This is a genomic window from Actinocrinis sp., from assembly GCF_035650855.1.
Taxonomy (GTDB): Bacteria; Actinomycetota; Actinomycetes; order Streptomycetales; family Catenulisporaceae; genus Actinocrinis.
In genome coordinates this window covers 1-20,710 of sequence record NZ_DASRGV010000055.1, presented here as the reverse complement: position 1 = coordinate 20,710, position 20,710 = coordinate 1, and the positions used below count along the sequence as shown (strand labels likewise).

Sequence of the window (20,710 nt, the reverse complement as noted above, 5' to 3'; positions counted from 1 at the left end):
TCGTCCTCCGGTTCGTTCGGTTCAGCGAGAGCGGTGGGCCGGCTGGGCCAGCGTCTGGGCGGGATTGGCGAACCGTAGGCTGAAAATCAGTCCGAGCAGGGCGATGGCCATGTAGAACACAGTCATCGCAGCGGTGAGCGCCGGCGGCGGCCCGCCCGGGTCCGACAGAGCACCGAAGATGGTGACCACCAGGGTCTGCGTCTTGGCGCCGGAGACGAAGAACGTGAGCTCGAACGAGCCGAGCACCCGCACCAGGCTCAGCACGCCCGCGGCCACGATGCCGGGTGCGAGCAAGGGCAGCAGAACCCTGCTGAACAGCCGCAGGTTGTCGGCGCCGAACACCCTCGCGGCGCACTCGACGTCGGGCGAGATCTGCTCGACGAACGGCACGGTGATCAAGATGACCAGCGGCAGGATCGGGACGAGGTTGACCAGGATGACCGACAGCAGACTGCCGCCGATGCCGAGCCGGTACATCAAAGCCGCCAGCTGGACCGCATACGTGAGCGGCGGAAGGATCACCGGCAGCAGCGTGAAGAGCATGATCGTGTTGCGGCCGGGGAACCTCTTGCGGGCCAGGACGTAGCCCGCGGGCACCCCGATCAGCAGCGCGACGGCGACGTCGGCGATCGCCACCTCGAAGGTGACGGTGATGGAGCGGGTGAGACCCGGCGTATTCCAGGCCTCATGGAACCAGGAGAAGGTGTAGCCGTCGGGAAGCCACCCTGCGCCCCAGGAGGTGGACAGGGCGGTTACGACCACCGAGGCGAGCACGGCCAGCAGCGTCACGGCGAACAGGCCGCCGACTAGCCAGGTCAGTACCGCGGTGACGGTCGGGCGCCGGCCGCGCCGGGACGCGTCCGCGACGGCCGCCGGGGCGGATGCCGGCGCGGGGGTGATGGCTGTGGTGCTCATGGTCAGCCCTTCCCTCCCGTCGCCGCGCCCTTGAACAGCCTGCCCCGAATGAACACAACGATGCCGAGAATCAGCAGTTCGATCGCGGTCAGCACGATGGCGATCGCAGAAGCCTGTGTGTAATCCGAGTGCTGCGACGCGGCTTGGTAGATCGGGATGGTCAGCACATGGGTCTGGTTGTCGGGCTGGCCCACCAGGATGGCGGACGGGAAGATCGCGAACGACTCAACCAGCGCGAGCATGAACGCGGTCAGGATGCCCGGTGCTGCCAGCGGCAGGATGATCCGCCAGAAGCGCGCGGCGCGCCCGGCGCCGAGCGAGGCTGCGGCGTGCTCCAGCGAGCGGTCGATGCCGCCGAAGAAGCCCATCAGCAGCAGGAAGGAGAGCGGCAGCGAGGTGAGCACGGCCGCGATGAACGTGCCCTGATAGTTGTAGATCAGGTCGGCCTGAGGAAGCCCGATCGCTTTGAAGGCCAGGTTGAGCCAGCCGATCGGCGAGAAGACCCGCGGCATGCCTTGCGCGATCAGGATGCTGCCGAAGGTGATCGGCAGCATCACCACCAGGGTGACCAGCTTGCGGCCGGGGAAGTCGCGGCGGCACCGGTAGGCCAGCGGCGCCGCGAGTCCGACGCTCACCAGCGCGACCGGCAGCGCCAGCCGCAGCGTCTTGATAATGGATCCGGCCTGGTAGTGGTCGGTGAAGAAGTTCCGGTAGTTGGCGAACGCGCCGCCGCCGCCCGCCGGTTGGAAAGAGATGCTGACCCCGTAGATGAACGGGTACAGGAACAAGCCGCCGATGACGAGCACGGCCGGGAACAGCAGGAGCAGCGAGCTATCGATGCCGCGCTCGGCCAGCCGGCGGCGGATAGGCTGGCGCTCGACGTGCAGAGCGCCGTGCGCGTCGGTCACTGCGCATCGGCCTCGATCGCGAACTCGGCGCGGTCAAGGCCTCCCTCGTAGACCAGGACTCGGTCCGAGCGGGCGGTCAGCCCCAGGGTGGATCCGGCCACGACCGGCTGGTCGGTCTTCAGGTGCAGCACCCCGCCGTCGGCGGTGCATGCTTGGACGGACAGTTCACGGCCGTGGTATTCGACCACTTCGGCCAGTGCGCTGATCGCGTCGGCGCTGACATCGGCCTCGGCTCTGATGATCAGGTCTTCGGGGCGGATAGCGACGGTTACCCCGGCGTCGGCGGTCACGCCCGAACCGGAGACCAAAGTGCCGGTCAGGGTTCTGCCGAAGACCGCGACGGCGACCTGCCGATCAGGCCCGGTCGCGACAACGCGCGCCGGGAAAAGGTTCCGGTAGCCCATGAATCCGGCCACGTACGCGCTGACCGGGTTGGCGTACACCTCCTGCGGCGTCCCGCTCTGTTCCAGGCGGCCTTTGCGCAGCACGACCAGGCGGGTCGCCAGCGACAGCGCTTCCTCCTGATCGTGCGTGACGTACAGGACGGTCAACCCGCGCTCCTGGTAGATGCGTTTGATCTCGGTGCGCATCTCGACACGCAACGCGGCGTCCAGGTTCGACAGAGGTTCGTCCATCAGCACCACCTCCGGCTCGATGGCCAGTGCGCGGGCGATCGCGACGCGCTGCTGCTGGCCGCCGGACAGTTGCGAGGGCAGCTTGCCGGCGTGCTCCTCGAGTTGCACCGTGCGCAGCGCGGCTTCCGCGCGTTCCTGGCGTTGGCGGCGCGGGACCCGGCGCATCGTCAGGCCGAACTCGACGTTCTTCTGCACGGTCAGATGCGGGAAGAGCGCATAGTTCTGGAACACCATGCCGAAGCCGCGCTTCTCGGCCGGCTGGGTGTCGATGCGCTCGCCGTCGCGCCAGATCGAGCCGCGGGTCAGCGGTTGCAGGCCCGCGAGACAGGCCAGAGCGGTGGTCTTGCCGCAGCCCGACGGGCCGAGCAGGGCCACGAAATCGCCTCGACCGAGTTCGAGGTCGAAGTCGCGCAGCGCGGGCGGATTCCTGCCGTAGGTGCGCGTAACCCCGCGCAGGGAGAGCCGCTCGAACGCCGCGCTCGAACCGCGCCGGTCCGCTTCGGCCGCCGTGATCGCCATCGCTCAGCCGCCGACCTTCGATCCCACGTTGCGCTGCCATAGGCTGAACGCCTGTTGCAGGTTCGCGGGCGTGAGCGGCGTGCGCACGGTGCCCTGGGTCAGCGCGCTCGGGTAGAAGTCCGGCCGGCCCCACTTCTGCACGAACGCGGTCACCTCCGGACCGGAGTTGTCGATCGTCGCGTTCTTGTTCGCGGTCGTGAGTACACCCTTGGTCAGACGCAGCGCCTGGGCTTGCACCGAGACCAGGTACGACTCCAACTTCAGGTCGACATACAGTGTCTGGGCGCTTACTCCGGCCGGGATCATGGCGTAGTGCCCGTCGGTGATCCAGTTCTGGTCGGAGAACAGGGCGATGCCCGTATTCGCGGGATACGTACTGGACTTCCGGAACGAGATGTCATGCGAAATGATCGTCGGGATGACGTCGAGCTGACCGGTGCCGAACTGCTGGGCCAGGATCGTCGAACTGGTCGGATAGCTATGGATGTAGTGGCCGAGCTGTTCCAGGTAAGCCCAGGTCTTACTCCAGCCATTGGCCGGGTCTGCCGGGTTCGAGTCGCCGAGCATATAAGGCAGAGCCTCGATGAATGCGCGCCCGGATCCGGAGTTGTCCGGATCGGCGTAGGCGAACTTGCCGGGGTGCGCCCTGGCCCAGTCCAGCAGCGCCTGCGGGGTGGTCGGCGCCTGCGCCGCGCTGACGGCCGAGGCGTTGTAGTCGACGAAGGGACCGTTCTGGTCGTAGTTGATCAGCACGCCATAGCCGCCGGACATGGCCTGGTAATTCGCCCGCCCCGCGTCCTGGATGGCCGAGAGGTCCGGCAGGCCGGAGGCTTGCGCGGGCAACTGCTGGAGCAGCACGTGCTGCGCCTCCGCGGCGCCGAGCACGTCAGGTCCACCGAGCAGCAGCGAGGTGTTGACGGCTCCGCCCAGCTGCTGCGCCTTGATCTTCCCCGTGACGTCCGTGGCCGCGGCGGTCTGATAGCTCACCGCGGAGACGAGATCCGGATTGGCCTTCACGAAGGCGTCGATCGCCGCCTGGCCGCCGCCCTTCAAGTCCCCGCCGCCGTCGAGGATCGTCAGCGCTATCGGGCTCGACGGTTTGACCGCGGTCAGCTGGGTCGACGAAGCGGCGGGCGCGGAGCTGGTCGGCGCGCCGCAGGCGGTCACTAAGCACACTGACAGCGTCGTGGCGGTGATCACCGCGACGAGCTTCGCCTTCGTGTTCGTGCGTGCGGTGACGGCCGCGCGCTGTGTCATGACTTTCCTTCCCTGGCACATCGTCGTGCGCTAAAGCACCGGTGCCGTCCAAGCGGCAGGCCGGGACCAACGGGAAACGCGCCGCCACACTCCTCGCAGCGCAGCAGCGAAGATAGTGATCGATCACTCTTACTGTCAAGGGCCAGCCACGTGAACGATCACCTCACTTTTCACATATCGCTGAACAGCACAGACGTGTCAGGCCCGACGGTTTCAGCGCGCGGAGCCGGGCCACTGGATCCGCGCGGCACGATCTCGAACGTGGACTCGAGGCGCGGCTGCGGCTGCGGCTCGCCGTCGATGAGCGCGAGCAGTGCGGACATCGCCTGACGGCCCATCGTGTCGCGGTCGAGCCGGACCGTGGACATGGTCGGCTTGAAGTACTGCGTGAACTGCTCGTCGTCCCAGCCGAAGACGCTGACGTCCTCGGGGACTCGAAGGCCGCGGTCTTGAAACCCGCGGATGACGCCCATCGCGACGTAGTCGTTGGCCGCCAGCACCGCCGTCACTCCGGCGTCTGCGGGCAGATCCCGCGCCGCCTCATAGCCCGAGGCCACGGACCAGTCGCCCACCACGACGCCGTAGGACTCCAATCCGAGCTGCGCGACCGTCTCCTCGTAGACGGCGCGGCGGTTCAGCGCGGAGGCCCAGTCCGCCGAGCCCGCGACGTGCAGGAACCTGCGATGCCCCAACTGCGCGAGGTGGCGCACGATCTCGGCCGCCGGGCGTCCGTCAGCGAAATGACCCTGAGAGTGCATGTGGTCGTCGTACTCGCCGTAGATCACGATCGGACGTCGGTCGCCGGGCGCGATCACCGTGTCGCTGAGCGGCGTGAACGAAAGCAAGCCGTCGACCTGCCGGCTGTCCAGCAGGGCCAGCGCCCCCTCGGCTCGCCGGACGGCGTCGCCTTCGAGCCCCACCACGTCGGTGCTGTAGCCGGCCTCGCGGGCGGTCTGCGCGGCGCCCTTGAGCACGGGGATCGGGACGAAGCTGGTCAACTCGGGCAGGACGATGGCGATCCGGTTGGTCCGCCGCGTCCGCATGGAGCGGGCGATCAGATTGGGTCGGTAGTCGAGTTCGGCGACGGCTCTGTCGATCTTTTCGCGCGTGGCGGGCCGCAGACCGCCCTCGTTGCGCAGATAGCGCGAGACGGTCTGGTGGGAGACCCCGGCGGCGCGCGCGACCTCCCAGATCGTCGCGCGCTTCCTGCCGTTTCGCGGCTCGCTTGTCATCCGTCGACTTCCGCCCCTCTTCATAGGACCACCCGGCGCCGGGCATCGGCCGCACGCTTCGGCGGGAAGCCGGACCGAAACATGCGGACCCGTGACCGAATCAACCGTATAGCCGAGTCGGCCGGATGCCGCTCGCCGTGACGTCTTACATCGGCTTACATTCGTCGCGCCCAGGATAGGTGATCGATCACTCAACTTCTCTTGACGCCCAGGTGGTCGATCACTACGTTCCCCGTTGCCCGTCTTGAAGCGGAAATACGACAGCACGCGACAGTACGGACGAATCCACCGCGGAAGGTAACACGATGAAGTGGTCTTCCCTGCCCTACCGCTTGCGCTCGAGCCGAAGCGTGTTGGCTGCCACCGGCGCGTTCGCACTCGCGACCGCAGGCACCGTCGTTCTGGCGGCGCCCTCCGCCGAGGCCGCCACCACGACGTACTCCGTCTCGCCGACGGGCAGCGACTCGAATACGGGCACGAGTACGGCCTCGCCGTGGAAGTCGCTGGCAAAACCGGCAATCCCCTATTCGCCGACCCCACGGCCGGCGGCACCGGGACGCAGGCCTCCGGACCTGACCTCAGTGCCGGTCTCAACTGGCTGATCCCCGCCAGCTCTCCCGCCGCGCACGCGGGAGTCACCGTCGCGAACGACGGCGGGCTCGACTACATCGGTACCGCCGTCCCGACCATTCCGGACATCGGCGCCCTGCAACACAGCGCCTAGGGTCCAACCGGCCCGAAATATCAAGGCTTTCCATATCCCATCCCATCCCGCGCTTCGATATCGCCCGGCCGGGAGCGTCATCCGGCATCGCAGCGCACTGATCACCTCACGAAAAGGACAATCCCTCATGGCGAAATCCAGCGACTGCGCGGCACCCGGCACCGCGCCCCGCGCTCGACGGCGGCTGGCGGCGGCGTTCGCCGCAGTGCTGTGCACCGCCGGCCTGGCCGCGGTCACCGTGACCACCAGCGCGAGCGCCGTCGGCACCAAGGCAGCCAGTAGCACGGTGGCCGGCACCGCGGCGGGCACCGTCGGCAACCGCGCCGCGGCCGCCGCTACCGGTGCGACGATCCAGAACGACGTGTTCTGGAAGGACACCTCCGGCAACCCGATCTACTCCCAGGGCGGCGGGGTGATCCAGGTCGGCTCCACGTACTACTGGTACGGGGCGAAGTACAACGGCGCGGTCACCTATTACAACAACCCGGCCGCGGGCAAGAGCGGTGACGTCTCGATCAGCGCGATCACCTGCTACTCCTCGACCGACCTGGTGCACTGGAAGTTCGAGGGCAACGCGATGACCCCCTCGGACACCGGCGGCGGCTGGGTCGGGCGCATCGGCATCATGCACAACCCCAACACCGGAAAGTACGTGCTGATCGCCCAAGCGGGCAGCGGGCTGGTGTTCGGCACCAGCAGCACCCCCAACGGCCACTTCACCCGCGCCGCCACCCAGTCGAGCATCGGCAACGTCACCACCGGCATGTCCGGCGACCAGTCGATCTTCGTCGACGACAACGGCCAGGCCTACCTCGCCTTCAGCAACAAGAGCGGCCGCAACCACCTGTACGTCGCACAGCTGCGCCCCTCCGACTTCCTGCAGGTGCAGCCGGCGGTGAACATCTACAACAGCTCCGCGGGCGGGCGCGAGGGCAACATCATGTTCAAGCACGCCGGCACCTACTACTTCTGCTCCTCGGACCTGCACGGCTGGAACGCCTCGCACACCTACTGCATCGACTCCTCGAAGGTGAACAGCGGCTACGGCGCCGAGTTCGTCTTGCAGGGCACCGATGCGGACTTCTCCCACGTCACCCAGACCGGCCTGGCGTTCGCGGTCAACGGCACGTCAGGCTCCTTCGTCGTCTTCGGCGGGGACCGGTGGGCCGACTTCGCCGGCAACGGCATCGGCTACAACCAGTGGGTCCCGCTCACCTTCAACGGCACCACCCCCACCTTCCACTCGCTCAGCCAATGGAACGTGGACGCCGCCGCCGGCACCTGGTCGGTGGGCGCGGGCAACAACTACGTGCTCAACCCCAGCTTCGAAGCCGACCGCGTCTCCACCAGCACGATGGCCGGATGGAGCAGCACTGCCAACGTGGCCAACCACTCCGGCGGGCACACCGGACGCTGGACGATGCAGGAGACCTCCACCGGCGACATCCACCAGAACATCACGCTGCCCAACGGCACCTACACCCTCTCGACCTGGGTCAAGAGCAGCGGCGGACAGCAGTCTGCGAACCTGTACGCCAAGAACTCCGGCGGGACTGAAAAGGACTACGCGATCAACCGATCGATCGGCGGCTGGACCCAGGTGAGCATCACCGGCATCACCGTGACCAACGGGTCCATCCAGGTCGGTGTCTCCTCCAACGGCAGCTCCGGCAACTGGGTCGACGCCGACGACTTCAGCCTGGTCAAGACTGGCTAGCCGCCGACAGCCGCCCGCGCCGCCGATCCGGCGGCGCGGGCACGTACGGCCACGGCTGCGAACACGAGCAGGCCTGGCACGGTAAGCGCGAGCACGGGGATTTCCAAGGCGAGCGTTGCGCAGACTGCCAGCGCAGCGACGATCAGCAGGCTGCCACGCCAATCGGAAGCCGCTTCGCTGCCCGCGCCGGACAGCAGGGTGCTCCATCGCACCGGTTGACGGACGTCGTCGGGTTCCGGGCTCCAGCTCGCCGCGGCGCGCAGACCGATGACGACCGCTAAGGCGCTTACCGCGAGGGCGGCGGGGCCGAGGACGCGGCCGCCGGGCATTCCGGCACGCCAGGCGAGCAGATCCAGCGCGACAACGGCGAGCAGGACGGGCAGCGCGAGCAACGGGATCGCGCCACGCGACGCGGCACGCAGCAGACTGAGATAGCGGCGCGGGCTGGGCGCCACGTCCCGCTCCAGGTACTCGCGCAGCGACGCGCATCCGGCCGCCAGCGCGCCGAACGCGGTGACGATACCGAGTGCGGCGATCGTAGTCATCACGCCGATCAGAAGTACCTCGGCGAGCAGAGTGAAACCACGCGCTCGAGTCATGAATTCACCCCTTGAGGCCCGAGTTGGTCGCGCCGTCCAGCAGGAAGCGCTGGAACGCGAGGAAGAACAAGGCGATCGGCACGAGCGCGAGCACGGACAGCGCGAGCATCGGCCCGTACGCGGACTGCCCGGTCTGGTCGATGAAGATCTGCAGCGCCAGCGGAAGGGTGAATTTGTCGGCGTCGTTGAGGTACACCAGCTGCGTGAAGAAGTCGTTCCAGGTCCAGATGAAGGTCAGGATCGCGGTCGTGATCAGGGCCGGGCGCAGCAGCGGCACGATGATGTGCCGGAAGATGCGCAGCGGACCGCAGCCGTCGAGCGTGGCCGCCTCGTCGAGCTCGCGCGGCAGGGTCCTGATGAATTGGACCATCAGGAAGACGAAGAACGCGTCCACGGCCAGGAACTTCGGCAGGATCAGCGGCCAGAACGTGTTCACCAGGCCCATTTTCTGGAACAGGATGTACTGCGGGATGAGCACCGCGTGCTGCGGCAGCATGATGGTCGCGATCACGAACCCGAACAGCGGGCCGCGGCCCCGGAAGTGCAGCCGGGCGAAGGCGTAGGCAGCCAGCGAGCAGGAGATCACGTTCCCGGCCACGGCGCCGACCGAGACGAGCAGCGAATTGCCGAAGTAGTGCCAGACGCTGTAGTCCGCGATTCCGGAGAAGACCTGATGGTAGCCGTCGGCGGTGGGGTGCCGCGGAAGCAGGGAGAGGTTGGACAGGACCTCGTCGGCGGGTTTGAACGAGGCGCTGATCAGCCACACGATCGGGTAAAGCAGAACGAGCAGCGCCACGATCGCGCAGGCGTGCCAGAGCACGGATTTGCGGGCGCGCGCCGCTGACCGCGCTGCGGTCGGCAGCGGCCCGCGAGGCTGGCCCGCCGGGTTCGCGGCCGGTTCGGCGGTCATGAGCGCTCCTGTCCCGCGTAGAAGACCCAGCGCCGCGCGGTGGCGAACAGCACCAGGGTCAGGACGCCCAGCGCGAGCAACAGGATCCAGGCCATCGCGGCGGCGTAGCCCATCCGGAAGTCGGTGAATCCGCGCTGGTAAAGGTAGAGAGTGTAAAAGAGGGTTGAGTCACCGGGCCCGCCGCGCCCGCTGGAGACGATGAACGCGCCGGTGAACGCCTGGAAGGCGTGGATTGTCTCGAGCACCAGGTTGAACAGCAGCACCGGGGAGAGCATCGGCACGGTGACGGACCAGAACCGACGAATCCGGCCCGCGCCGTCGATCGCGGCCGCCTCGTAGAGGTCGCCGGGGATCTGCTTCAAACCCGCGAGGAAGATCACCATCGGCGCACCGAACTGCCACGCGCCGAGCAGTACGAGCGTGTACAGCGCGTACTGCGGCTGATCGATCCAGCCGCCGGTGTGGATGCCGATGTTCGAGAGCAGACGGTCCGCGGTGCCTCCGGTGCTGAACAGCGCCCGCCATACCAAGGCGACCGCGACCGAGGCTCCCAACAGCGACGGGGCGTAGAACGCCGAGCGGTAGAAGCCCTGGCCGACTCGCTTCCGGTTGAGCAGCAGCGCGACGGCGAGTGCGAGCGCGAGTTTGATCGGCACAACCAGCACGACGTAGCGCGCCGTCACGCGCACCGCGTCCCAGTAGCGCGGATCATGGGTGAACATCGTGGTGTAGTTGCGCAGCCCGATCCAATGCGGGGCATCGAAGAGGTCATAGTCAGTGAACGACAGGTAGAGCGAGACGGCCGCCGGCCCGATCGTGAGCAGCAGCGCGCCCACGGTCCACGGCGAGAGCAGCAGCCAGGCGACGCGGCCCTCGCCACGGCGCAGCGGGGAACGAGGGCGGCGGGCCGCCCGCCGCCGGTCGTCCGCGTTCGCCGCGCCGGGTCCGCCGCCGCTCACGCTGGTCTCATGCAAGGCAGCTGAGCTGGTCACGGCTGGCTGAGGGTCTGTTGGGCGTCACCGACCACGCGCGCGGCGGCCGCGGACACGCTCGTCCTGCCGAAGATGACATCGTCGTAGATCTGCTGGAAGTCCCGCTTGATCGCCGCAGATCCGGTCGGCCAGTTGCCGAATGAGGGGCCGACGATGTTCTTCACTGTGTCCTCGTAGGCACACACGGCCTTGGTCGACGCGCTCGCGTTCGCGCACACCGACGCGCGGATCGACAGGTTGGGCGGCATACCGCGCGTGGTGCCCAGGATCGCGCCGGCGCCCGGGTCGTTGGTGAGGAAGTCGAGCAGCTTGATCGCCGCGTCGGCGTGTGCGGAACGCTTGGAGACCGCGAAGGAGACCGGCGGCATCGCGGCCAACCCGGACACGGCGGGATTGTCGCTCGGCAGCGGCGCCTCGGCGAGCGTGCCCCCGTTGTAAGAGGCCAGATATCCAGTCAGGTTCGAGTCATAGTTGATCTCGGAGGCGGCCTGCTTGGTCACCAACGCCGAATTCGCGGTCGAGCCGTCCATCTTGGTGGTGGCGGTGGGCTTGCTCAGGCCGTCGCCGGAGCGGATCGTCGCCGTCAGATTCCAGAACGCGGCGAGGTCGTCTGCGGTGAAGCCGAGCTTGCCGTCCGAGGTGTACAGGTGCTTGCCGTGCTGGGCGAGGTAGACCTCGAACCAGTCGATCGCCCAACCGAAGTCGGTGCTGCCCGGCGTGCCGGTAGCCTTGCCGACCGCCTCGCTCATCGTGGTGAACTGCGCCCAGGTCCACCCGTTCGCGGGTGGAGTCACCCCGGCGCGGCTCCACAGGGTTTTGTCATAGACGAGCATCTGCGTGGTCTGGCCGCCGGGAACGGCGTACTGGCTGCCCGCGATCTTGCCGGAGGCGAGCAGCAGCGGGGAGAGCCCTGAGGTGTGCAGCGTCTTGCCGACGTATGAGTCGAGCGGCAGCAGGACGCCCTTCTGCCGGTACTCCCCCAACGTGGCGCGGTCCAGTTGAAGCAGGTCCGGGCTGTCTCCGCCGGCCACCTGAGTGGCCAGCTTCTGGAAATACGCGTCGTAGCTCGCGTACTCGGTGTGCACGGTAATGCCGGGGTTCGCCTTCTCGAACGCGGCCACGGCGGCGTTGGTCGCCTTGGCCCGGTCGGCGTTGCCCCACCAGACGAAGCGGATCGACACCGGCCCCCCGGACCCCGAGGACGAAGAACCGCAAGCCGTGCTCAGCGTGCCGGTCAGCCCGAGGGCCACGGCCAGCAGGAGGGCCGTTCTGTGAACGGTACCAAGACGCCGGGCGCGGAGCATCGCGATTCCTCCCAAATCAAATGGCCTGACGCGAGCGCGTCGCGAAACTTTCATTGAAACCTCTCATAGCGCAGCGTGCATGGTGTTTCAGGCGAGCTTCCGGCCTGAACGCGGGAGATCGTTCGACAGCTTTTCGATGAAGTTTCGACGCGCATTCGACGGCAACGTTAGTTGAACGCGCGTGGTATTGACGATTCCTGCAACCTGGCGCTTGAATCGATTCACCGCCGCCGAATCTTAACGCGGTCTCAGCACACGTCAACACCTGTGCAGAATCCCGGCACCCGAAGCACCTCGCGCACCGCCTGAGCCGCGCCCTCTCGATGGGAGCGCTCCCAGTCGCATCCACGACTCTTAGAGAGACGAAGCATTGTCCGCTTCCGAACTTCCGCGCAGGACGTTCCTCACTGCCAGCGCCGCCGTCGCCGCGGCCGCGCTCTCCCCCACCGCCGCCAACGCCGCGAGCGGCACCGGCTCCGGTGCCGGCGCGACCGCCGATACCGGAACCGCTACAACTCAGGAGCCGCCACCGAGCGCTGCCCTGCATTGGCTCGATGGCACTCCCGCTCCAGGCCCGGGTACGGCGTGGGGTGTGCCGTGGCCACGCGGCACGGTCGCGCATCGCACACACTTCGGCTTGACCCGCGCGGACGGCAGCGCCGCGCCGGTGCAGTCCTGGCCGCTGGCGTTCTGGCCGGACGGGTCGATCAAGTGGAGCGCGCACGCGATCGGCGCGGGAGAGACATCGAGCACGTATACGCTCGCGCCCGGTCATCCGGCCGCCCCCGCACGCGCGGTGTCCGCCTCACGCACGCACACGGGCGCGACTCTGACCAATGGCGTGATCACGGTGCGGGTGGCGCGCTCGGGCCCGATCGTCATCCCGTCGATCGCGCGCGCCGGACGAACGACCGCGACCAATGGCCGGCTCACGCTGTTACTGCAGGACGCGCCGGACTCCGAGGACGGTGCGGAGCCACGCCGGACCTCGTGGACCGGAGTCGTGACAGATCTCGACGTCGAACAGTCCGGGCCGGTTCGGGCGGTGCTGAAGCTGACCGGGCATTACCTGCGCGACCGCGGCCCCGTTCGCGGTGCGGGCAACGGCGCCCGCGGCATCCTGCCCTGGACGCTTCGGATCTACCTGAGCGCCGGGGACGACTCGATCCGCCTGGTGCACAACTTCCTCTGGGACGCCGACGAGACGCGCGAGTTCGTGCGCGGGCTCGGCCTTGAGCTGACGGTCCCGATGGCGGACGAGGCGCACAACCGGCACCTGCGGTTCGGCGGCGCGTCCGGCGGAATCTGGGGCGAGCCGGTGCGGGTGCTGACCGGACTGCGCCGAGATCCGGGAGCCGCGGTGCGCGCCGCGCAGGTGGCCGGAACGGCCACGCCGCCGGTCTCCGACTGGGCCACGACCGTCTCCTCCGAATACCAGCAACTGGCCCTGTGGAACGACTTCACCCTCTTCCAGGAGTCGGCGCAGCACTTTGCGATCTGGAAGCGCACCTCCTCGGCGGGCAGCTGGCTCAAGCACGCCGGCCAAGGCGATCGGGCGTCAGGGTTCGGCTATGTCGGCGGCATCAGCGGCGGGCTCGGCTTCGGGCTGCGGGACTTCTGGCAGCGCTTCCCCCGCTCACTCGACGTGCGCGGCGCCGCTACCGACAACGCGACCGTCACCTTGTGGTCCTGGTCGCCGCATGGTGGCGCGATGGACCTGCGGCACTACGACACCACCGCGCACGGCCTGGACCTCGCATACGAGGACGTACAGGCCGGATTCAGCACCCCGCAAGGGATGGCCCGCTCCACCGAGCTGCGGCTGTGGGCCTTCGACACCACCCCCTCGCGCGACCAGATCGCCGCGCTGGCCCCCGCCCTGACCGCGCCGCCGCAGGTGGTGGCCGACCCGCGGTGGTACCACGACGCCAAGGTGTTCGGCCGCTGGGGCCTGATCGACCGCAGCACACCGGGCCGTGCCCAGCTGGAAGACTCGATCGCGCACGACGTCGCCTTCTACGCCGCCGAGGTGGAACAGCGGAGCTGGTACGGCTTCTGGCACTACGGCGACGTCATGCACACCTACGACCCCGACCGGCACGTGTGGCGCTACGACGTCGGCGGATACGCCTGGGACAACGCGGAGCTAGGCACCGACGCAGCACTCTGGTACGCCTTCCTGCGCTCCGGCGACCCGGTCGCGTTCCGCCTCGCCCACGCGATGACCCAGCATGTCAGCGAGGTCGACATGCACCACATCGGGCGCTTCGCGGGGCTCGGATCACGCCACAACGTCTCGCACTGGGGCGACGGCGCGAAGGAGGCGCGGGTCGGCGAGTCGTACACCAAGCGCTTCTCCTACTACCTGACCGCCGACGAGCTGCTCGGCGACCTGATCCGCACGAGCCTTCAGGCGGATCAGACCCTTGTCTCGATCGACCCGCTGCGCGAGGTACTGCCGCCGCAGACCCTGGCCCCGGCGCGGGTGCGCATCGGACCGGACTGGTACGCGCTGATGGGCAACTGGCTTACGGAGTGGGAGCGCACCGGGGACACGAAGTGGCGCGACCGGATCACCACCGGCATGGCCGATATCGCCACCTTCCCGGCCGGGCTGTTCACCGGCGAGGCCGGCGGCGCGGTCGGCTTCGACCCGCGCACCGCGCACCTGTACAACTTCAACAAGGGCGACTACACCGGCGGCTACAACCTGTCGATGGCCTTCCTCGGCGAGCAGGCCCTCTGGGAGGTCCTCGACTTGGTCGACGTGCCCGCCTTCCGGCAGACCTACCTGGACTTCGCCCGCTACGTGCAGGCCCCGGCCGCCGAGCAGATCGCGCACTACGGGTTCTCCTTCAACCCGGGCGTGTTCAAGACCATCTACTCGCGGATGACCGCCTGGGCCGGAGAGCAACTCAACGAGCCGAACATCCGCCAGCGCGGCTGGCAGCAGCTCCTTACCGATCCGGCAGGCCAGCCCTGGCCTGCGGCAGTGTCAGTGTCCGGCGACGCGGCCATCGAGCCGATCAACGAGATACCCGCGTCCTCGGTCGCGGACCACACCGTGGCGACCAACGACGCGGCCCAGCGCACCCTCGCGATCATCGCCCTGCTCGGCATCGCACCGCAGGAAGCGCCGTAGCGCCGTAGCGCAGTGCAGAGACCGCGGTGCGGGACGGGCTTGAGGGCCCGTCCCGCACCGCGGTCTGTCGCAGACTCCTGGTTCTCGCGTTTGCTACTGCTGCCTCCTCAGCCGCCGAGCCTCCACTGCTGGTTGGAGCCGCCGGTGCAGGTCCACAGTTCGACCAGGGCGCCGCTGGCGGTCGAGCCGCCGGTCACGCTGAGGCAGAGCCCTGACTGGGCACTGGTGATCGTGCCGTTGGCGTTGAGGTGCCACTGCTGGTTGGCCCCGCCGTTGCAGTCGTAGATGACGACCTTGGTGCCGGCGGTAGTGCCCTTGGCGTAGGCGTCCAGGCACTTCGCCCCGCCGTACACGCTCACCTGGCGGGAGGAGGTGTAGCCGAACAGCTGGCCGCTGCCGCCGCTACACCCGGCGATATCCAACTGGGTGCTGTTCGCCTGGCTGCCGTTCGGCACGTCCAGGCACTTACCCGCACCCACCGCATGAACCAGACCGGTACCCGAGCCGGCACTGCTGCTCGGGCTTCCGCTCGGCTGGCTCGACGTGCCGATACTGCCAGGTACCGCGAGCAGCGCCTTGTACCAGACGGCGGCCATTTTGTCGTAGCCTGTCGCGTTCGGGTGCACCCCGTCGGCCAGGTCGGACGTGGGCACCGCGTCGTACATGTCCACCAGGTGTACGTGTTTGCCGGCGCTCACCTTGCTCTGCACGATGCCCGGAATCGCCGCGTTGAAGGTGCGCACCTTGGCGTTGAGGCTGCTCGATGCCAGCGGGATGATCTGCGCGACGAACACCTCGGCGGTCGGCGCGGCGGCGGTGATGTGGTCGATCAGCGCGGACAGCCGGTTCGGAGCGGTACTCAGGTTGTAGTTCTGGCTGATGTCGTTGGTGCCGATGTGTAAGAGCACCGTATGCGGCTTGTAGGTGCCCAGCCAGCCGACGATGTCCGCGTCGATCTGGTCGATGCGCCAGCCGGGGTGGCCTTCATGGTCGTGGTCGCCGAGACTGGCCGGGCCGTTGGACTGCGATCCGACGAAGTCGACCTTGTAACCGTTCGCGGTGAAGCGCTGCCACAGGCCGATGCGATAGCCTCCGGGCACCGTGTATCCGTGGGTGATCGAGTCCCCGAGCGGCATAACCTTCACGCCGCCGTTGGACTCCGCGTTGGCTGTCGCGGTCCCGAGCGTCAGCACCGCGGCGCAGGCCGCCAACGCGGTCGCGACGGCGACGATCGCGGAGAGCCATCGTGTTTGTCTGCCCATACCCGCCCCTACCGCGTGCATCGGATTCGTGGTCGTGCCGCCGCCACTACTGGCCCCAGCCGTAGTGAAGGCGGTCGAGCCCTGACTGATTGGTGATGCTCAGGGTGTAGTTCGGCGCGGTGCCGTGCAGGGAGGTGATGGCGCAGGAGGCGTTCTCGCACGGGCCGGGGCCCTGGGTCTGGCTCGCGGTCTTCACCCCGGTCCAGAGGATCGAGCCGATGCCCTGGCCGCGCACCGTATCAGTGATCGCATACAGGTAGGAGCGGTCGTTGTTGCCGTTGCGGGCCCCGTCGTAGTTCGCTCCCGTCGTCATCGGAACGCCGAACTCGGTCAGGACCGCGCGGCTGGCGTGGCCGCACAGGTGGCCCTGGAAGTCGCTGGTCCACGCGGCCTCGGTGGTGTGCGAGTCGCCGAACATCCCGTAGATGTGGATCGAGAGCAGCGTCCCGGAGAGGCGTGAGTCGGCGCCCACGGTGCACAGGGTCTGATCCGCGCCGGAACCCGGCACCATGATCCGGCCGCGCGGGACCTGCGGGAAGTGCGCCACCCAGGCCGCGGCCACGTTGTCCTCACTGGAGGCGCTGTAGCCGTTGGGCTCGTTCATGATGTCGAAGTACACGTTGCCGTTGTTGATGTACTTGTTGATCACGGTGTTCCACATGGCATAGAAGGATGTGGAGTCGCCGATGACACCCTTTTGCAGCCAGGGAGCGAGCACGACCTTCATGCCTAGGGCCGTCGCCGCGTCGAATGCCGCGGTGTAGCTCTTCCACCAACTGCCGCTCACCGTCGCCCGGTTGAAGGGCATGCGTACCGTGTTGGCGCCCAGGGCTTGGAAGCCCTTGAGAATCGAGGTGGCCTTGGCGTACGTGGTCGCATAGCTGTCGGTGCTCGACAGCCCCACCGGAACGAGGTTGCCGGTGACGAAGTTGTCGTTCGGATTGGCCCAGTTCACACCGTGGAACTGGGTGGTGGAGGCTTGCGCGGCGGTCCCGGCCACCGCCTGCACGCCGAGCAGGCTCAGCAGCATCGCGAGGACCGGGAGGAGGGGCTTGAGGCGCCCGAGGCGGCGTCTGTCCGGCTTCATTTCGTACTCCTTCAGAATCGAGACCGCGGTGTGTCAGTGCATTTCGACGCGGCGACGCCCCGGGTGCGCGATACGCCCGGGGCGGCACCCTTGGTCAGACGGCCGCGAAGCCGTTCATGATGACGGTCGGTTCCCGGGTCGAGGAGTTCCAGGCCCCCATCCCGTAACCGGCGAACTGGGAGAGGACCTCCGGCTCCCAGTACAGCAATCCCTGCCCGCCGTTGCTCTTGAGCGCGGTCAGGTAGTTCTTCAGCGTGGTCTCGGTTCCCGAGGGGTTGCTGACCGGCCCGCCGAACTCCACCTGCATGTACGGCTTGCCGTGCGCGTTCGAGACCGACTTCATGTCGTTCACGAGGCTCGCCGCGAGGCTGGCGCTGCCGTAGGAGGAGAAGCCGTTCATGTCCCACTTGCCGCCGTGGGAGGCGTAGGCGTTGAAGAAGGCTGCTACCGAGGAGTGCTGCGGCGATGCCAGATGGATCATGACGACGGCGTTGGGGAAGACCTGCTTGACCTCGTCGTGTGCGGCGTTGAGCAGGCCGGTCATCTGGGCCGGGTTGGACACGCTGCCCACTGGGTGACAGATCCCCGAGTTCTCCTCGTTGCCGATCTGCACCCAGGTCGGGGTCACGCCCTTGCTCTTGATCACGTTCATGGTGCTGCTCACGTAGCTCTTCATGGCGCTGAGCATCTGGCTGTAGTTCATGTTCTTCCACGCCGCCGGCGGGACCTGGTGCCCCTCATCGGCCCAGGTGTCGCTGAAGTGGTAGTCGATGTTCACCGCCATCCCGGCGTCCTGCACGCGCAGGGCCATGGCCGCGGTCTCCCCGATGGCGCAGTGCCCGCCCGCCGGATTGACCCAGGTGCGCAACCGGATCGCCGACAGCCCGTACCCCTTCAGGATCGTCAGGATGTCCTGCCGGACACCGGCGGCATTGCGCCAGTAAAAGCCCTGCGACTCCATCTGCGGCACCCAGCTGATGTCCGCGCCCTTGTAGAAGGCGGTGGCGGCCGAGGCCGCTTGCGCCGTGCCGAGCTGCCCGAGCGCCAGCGCGCCCGCACCGACCGCGGCGCCCTGCAACAGAGTGCGCCTACTGATCAACTGCCCGCTCATACCATCGCTCCTTTGCCGTGATCGTTGCGGGATTCGAAGGTTCGCGGACCGACTCAGGGGGTTTCGAAGGCGCCGAGGTCGGGGGCCTTGCCGTTGTAGGGCAGGCCGACGTTGACGCCCCGATCGATCAGGGTGCTGTTGGACGCCAGGTGCAGGTAGGGCAGGTTGGGCAGGGAGCCGTCGGCTTGACGCGGGGCGTTCCAGCCGGTGGTCGAGACGCTCTGGAACTGCGCATCCGACATCGTGACGTTCAGGTTCCAGGAGTTGTAGGACGCGTTCGTTCCCGACATGTTCGAGGTCAGCGTGCCGCCGTAGGCGATGTTGTTGCGCAGGTTCCCGATCCCGATCGCCGCGCCGGACGGGGAGACGCCCAGCATGTTGAAGTCCGGGTGGTTGTTGTACGCGGTGTTGTTGAAGAAATCGTCGGCGACGGTGTGGTGGTTGGCGTAGAACCCCGAGACTTTGTTGTCGAAGGCGACGTCGTTCTCGATCGTGTGCTTGACGCCGTTCGAGACGTACTTGCCGCCGTACCCGCCGGCCTTAAAACCGTTGCCGTTACCTGCCGGAGCCGGCGTCGTGCTCTCCGGCAGGTAGCCGTTGCGCCAGGCCCAGGAGTTCTGGATGGTCACCGACGAGAACGCGTTGATCAGGTCGTAGCCGTCGTCGCCGTTCCACCACGAACGGTCCCCACGGAACACATTGCCGGGATTGCCCGCGGGAATGTGCGCCCCGAACCCGTCGGAGTTCTGGCCGGCCCCGTTGGAGCTGCGTGGGTCGAAGTTGTCGTGCGAGTCGCTGTTGAGCACCAGGTTGCCGCCGCCGTCCTGGATGAACAGGCCGGTGCCCTGGATGTTGTGGATGTCGAGCTGCTCGAAGGTGTTGTCGCTGCCCGAGATCCACACGCCCCAGGACTCGTGATTGAGCGAGTTGTTCTGCGGCACGCCCTCCACCTCAAGCCCCTTGAGGTGGAGATAGCTGCCAGTCACGTCGAAACCCTTGATCCGGCAGTTATCAGTGACATGGGAGAAGTCGAAGACCGGCCGCTCCCCCGCGTAGGCGACGTAGTTGATCGGCGCGCCCGAGGCACCGCTCTTGCTGAGGGTGATGGCATCGATCCGGTCCGTGCCACTCGTGCAGCTTCGGGTCCCGTGGGTGTAGGTGTAGGTGCCCCCGCGGAAGTACACCGTGTCCCCGGCCTGCGCCACGCTCTGCGCGTGCGCGAACGACGCCCACGGCGCCGACAGCGTCCCCGCCGCGCTGTCGCTGCCGCCCGGCGCCACGTAATAGGTATGCAGCGTGGCTGCGCCGCTGATCGCCGGCGTGGCGGCGACAAAGGCCGTCGCGCCGATCGTGACCGCGCAGGCCGCCAGGGTCCCTGCGGCAAGCGTGCTTCGTCTCATACTCGCTCCATAAAGTGGGTGGTTCTCGTTCGGACAGCGCCGCGGTACAGGGTTCGGCGAATGAGGAAGATTGGCGCCAGGCCTATCAGCGGAGATACGGGACGAGCGACAGGTTCTGCTGCCGGATGCCTTGCACCACGAGGCCCGCCATCTGGGTCGCGCCGTACGAAGAGAAGTGGGTGTTGTCGGTGACCCCGTCGACCGACGCGCGCAGGTACAGCGCCGCGGACGCGGTCGGACCGAGCGAGGTGACCAGCGCGGCGCTCTTTGCCGTGAGGTCGATCACCGGCACCTTCAGCGCCGCGCCGACCGCCCGCATCTCAGCAGGCAGGTTCACCCCGAGGCTGTTGACATGCAACGCCGTGGACGTGAGCTGGCTGCCGCTGAACAGGTGACGCACCGGCGGGGTCACTAGAACGGGCACGCCGCCCTTCGCCCGCACCTGGTTCACCATCGTGGTCAGGTGGCTGCGATAGTCCGCGGCGCTGGTCGTCTTGTCGTTGTGCCCGAACTGGATGAACACCAGGTCCCCGGCCTTGAGCTTCGCGACGATCGCCGGGAACAGCACGGGGTTGGACAGGAAGCTGCCGGAGCTCTCCCCCGAGTCCGCATAGTTCGCGATGACGGCACCGGGGCCCACCGCTGCGGGGATCATCTGGCCCCAGCCGGTGTAGGGCGCTGTCGGCTGATCGCACACAGTCGAGTCACCGGCCAGATACGCCACCAGCGGATGGCTGGCCGGCTTCACCGACACCGCCGAGACTTCCGGCTTGGAACCGGTGAAGCGGATGTCCAACCCGGGTGTCCCGGTGCCGCCCTCGCCGGTCGGCTCCCCCTCCGGCTGCCGCACGTTGATCGTGAACGAATACTGCTTCACGCTGCCCGCTACCGTGCTGGTCGTCGGCAGCATGAGCCGCCGCGCCTCGACCCACATCGCCGTCTGCCCGGCGGAGGTGCTGCTTCCGATCGAGACCGACACCTCGTAATTGCCTGGCG

The 20,710-nt window shown here is 67.7% G+C and carries 18 protein-coding genes; 3 read left to right on the top strand and 15 right to left on the bottom strand.

What is annotated here, in order from left to right:
* Positions 1–21: 21 nt before the first annotated feature.
* From VFB40_RS04560 to VFB40_RS04535, 6 genes are all read right to left on the bottom strand, one after another.
* Positions 22–915 carry an ABC transporter permease gene (locus VFB40_RS04560; protein WP_324848004.1) on the bottom strand — a complete coding sequence of 298 codons (894 nt, stop codon included), beginning with the start codon at positions 913–915 and terminating at the stop codon, positions 22–24.
* A 2-nt stretch (positions 916–917) separates the two neighbouring features.
* Complete coding sequence (locus VFB40_RS04555; RefSeq protein ID WP_324848003.1) at positions 918–1,823, bottom strand: ABC transporter permease; 906 nt, start codon at positions 1,821–1,823, stop codon at positions 918–920.
* Positions 1,820–2,977, bottom strand: a complete 1,158-nt coding sequence (locus VFB40_RS04550; protein WP_324848002.1) for an ABC transporter ATP-binding protein — start codon at positions 2,975–2,977, stop codon at positions 1,820–1,822. Before VFB40_RS04550 ends, VFB40_RS04555 begins: the two co-directional genes overlap by 4 nt.
* A 3-nt stretch (positions 2,978–2,980) precedes the next feature.
* Positions 2,981–4,234 (bottom strand): extracellular solute-binding protein, encoded by a 1,254-nt coding sequence (locus VFB40_RS04545; protein ID WP_324848001.1) that lies wholly within the window; start codon positions 4,232–4,234, stop codon positions 2,981–2,983.
* Positions 4,235–4,404: 170 nt separating this feature from the next.
* Positions 4,405–5,466, bottom strand: a complete 1,062-nt coding sequence (locus VFB40_RS04540) for a LacI family DNA-binding transcriptional regulator (protein WP_324848000.1) — start codon at positions 5,464–5,466, stop codon at positions 4,405–4,407.
* 325 nt (positions 5,467–5,791) lie between these two features.
* Positions 5,792–5,944, bottom strand: coding sequence for a hypothetical protein (locus tag VFB40_RS04535; RefSeq protein WP_324847999.1), 153 nt, complete (start codon positions 5,942–5,944; stop codon positions 5,792–5,794).
* Positions 5,945–5,959: 15 nt separating this feature from the next.
* Here VFB40_RS04535 and VFB40_RS04530 point away from each other — a divergent pair, with 15 nt between their 5' ends.
* Positions 5,960–6,190: a hypothetical protein gene (locus VFB40_RS04530; RefSeq protein ID WP_324847998.1), complete on the top strand. Its 231-nt coding sequence runs from the start codon at positions 5,960–5,962 to the stop codon at positions 6,188–6,190.
* A gap of 127 nt (positions 6,191–6,317) precedes the next feature.
* A complete protein-coding gene (locus VFB40_RS04525; protein WP_324847997.1) occupies positions 6,318–7,907 on the top strand; it encodes a family 43 glycosylhydrolase in 1,590 nt (529 codons plus the stop codon).
* Here the strand turns inward: VFB40_RS04525 and VFB40_RS04520 are convergent.
* From VFB40_RS04520 to VFB40_RS04505, 4 genes are read right to left on the bottom strand one after another with little or no spacing between them, the layout of a single operon-like run.
* Entirely contained in the window at positions 7,904–8,506 is a 603-nt protein-coding gene (locus VFB40_RS04520; RefSeq protein ID WP_324847996.1) for a hypothetical protein, read from the bottom strand. The genes VFB40_RS04525 and VFB40_RS04520 overlap by 4 nt on opposite strands.
* Before the next feature lie 4 nt (positions 8,507–8,510).
* Positions 8,511–9,416, bottom strand: a complete 906-nt coding sequence (locus tag VFB40_RS04515; protein WP_324847995.1) for a carbohydrate ABC transporter permease — start codon at positions 9,414–9,416, stop codon at positions 8,511–8,513.
* Positions 9,413–10,375 (bottom strand): carbohydrate ABC transporter permease, encoded by a 963-nt coding sequence (locus tag VFB40_RS04510; RefSeq protein ID WP_324847994.1) that lies wholly within the window; start codon positions 10,373–10,375, stop codon positions 9,413–9,415. Before VFB40_RS04510 ends, VFB40_RS04515 begins: the two co-directional genes overlap by 4 nt.
* Positions 10,376–10,404: 29 nt before the next feature.
* A complete protein-coding gene (locus VFB40_RS04505; RefSeq protein WP_324847993.1) occupies positions 10,405–11,589 on the bottom strand; it encodes an ABC transporter substrate-binding protein in 1,185 nt (394 codons plus the stop codon).
* 493 nt (positions 11,590–12,082) lie between these two features.
* On the opposite strand from VFB40_RS04505, the gene VFB40_RS04500 reads away from it, so the two are divergent.
* Positions 12,083–14,854: an exo-rhamnogalacturonan lyase family protein gene (locus VFB40_RS04500; protein WP_324847992.1), complete on the top strand. Its 2,772-nt coding sequence runs from the start codon at positions 12,083–12,085 to the stop codon at positions 14,852–14,854.
* Between the two features lie 107 nt (positions 14,855–14,961).
* Here the strand turns inward: VFB40_RS04500 and VFB40_RS04495 are convergent, their stop codons facing one another.
* The 5 genes from VFB40_RS04495 to VFB40_RS04475 form a co-directional block, all read right to left on the bottom strand.
* A complete protein-coding gene (locus VFB40_RS04495; RefSeq protein ID WP_324847991.1) occupies positions 14,962–16,116 on the bottom strand; it encodes a ricin-type beta-trefoil lectin domain protein in 1,155 nt (384 codons plus the stop codon).
* A gap of 46 nt (positions 16,117–16,162) precedes the next feature.
* The gene (locus VFB40_RS04490; protein WP_324847990.1) at positions 16,163–17,203 is read right to left on the bottom strand and encodes a cellulase family glycosylhydrolase; all 1,041 of its coding nucleotides are present in this window, start codon (positions 17,201–17,203) and stop codon (positions 16,163–16,165) included.
* Between the two features lie 94 nt (positions 17,204–17,297).
* A complete protein-coding gene (locus VFB40_RS04485) occupies positions 17,298–18,314 on the bottom strand; it encodes a glycosyl hydrolase 53 family protein (protein ID WP_324847989.1) in 1,017 nt (338 codons plus the stop codon).
* Between the two features lie 53 nt (positions 18,315–18,367).
* Entirely contained in the window at positions 18,368–19,714 is a 1,347-nt protein-coding gene (locus tag VFB40_RS04480) for a right-handed parallel beta-helix repeat-containing protein (RefSeq protein ID WP_324847988.1), read from the bottom strand.
* Positions 19,715–19,799: 85 nt separating this feature from the next.
* Positions 19,800–20,710: rhamnogalacturonan acetylesterase (locus tag VFB40_RS04475; RefSeq protein WP_324847987.1), on the bottom strand; the 911-nt coding region annotated here is incomplete at its 5' end.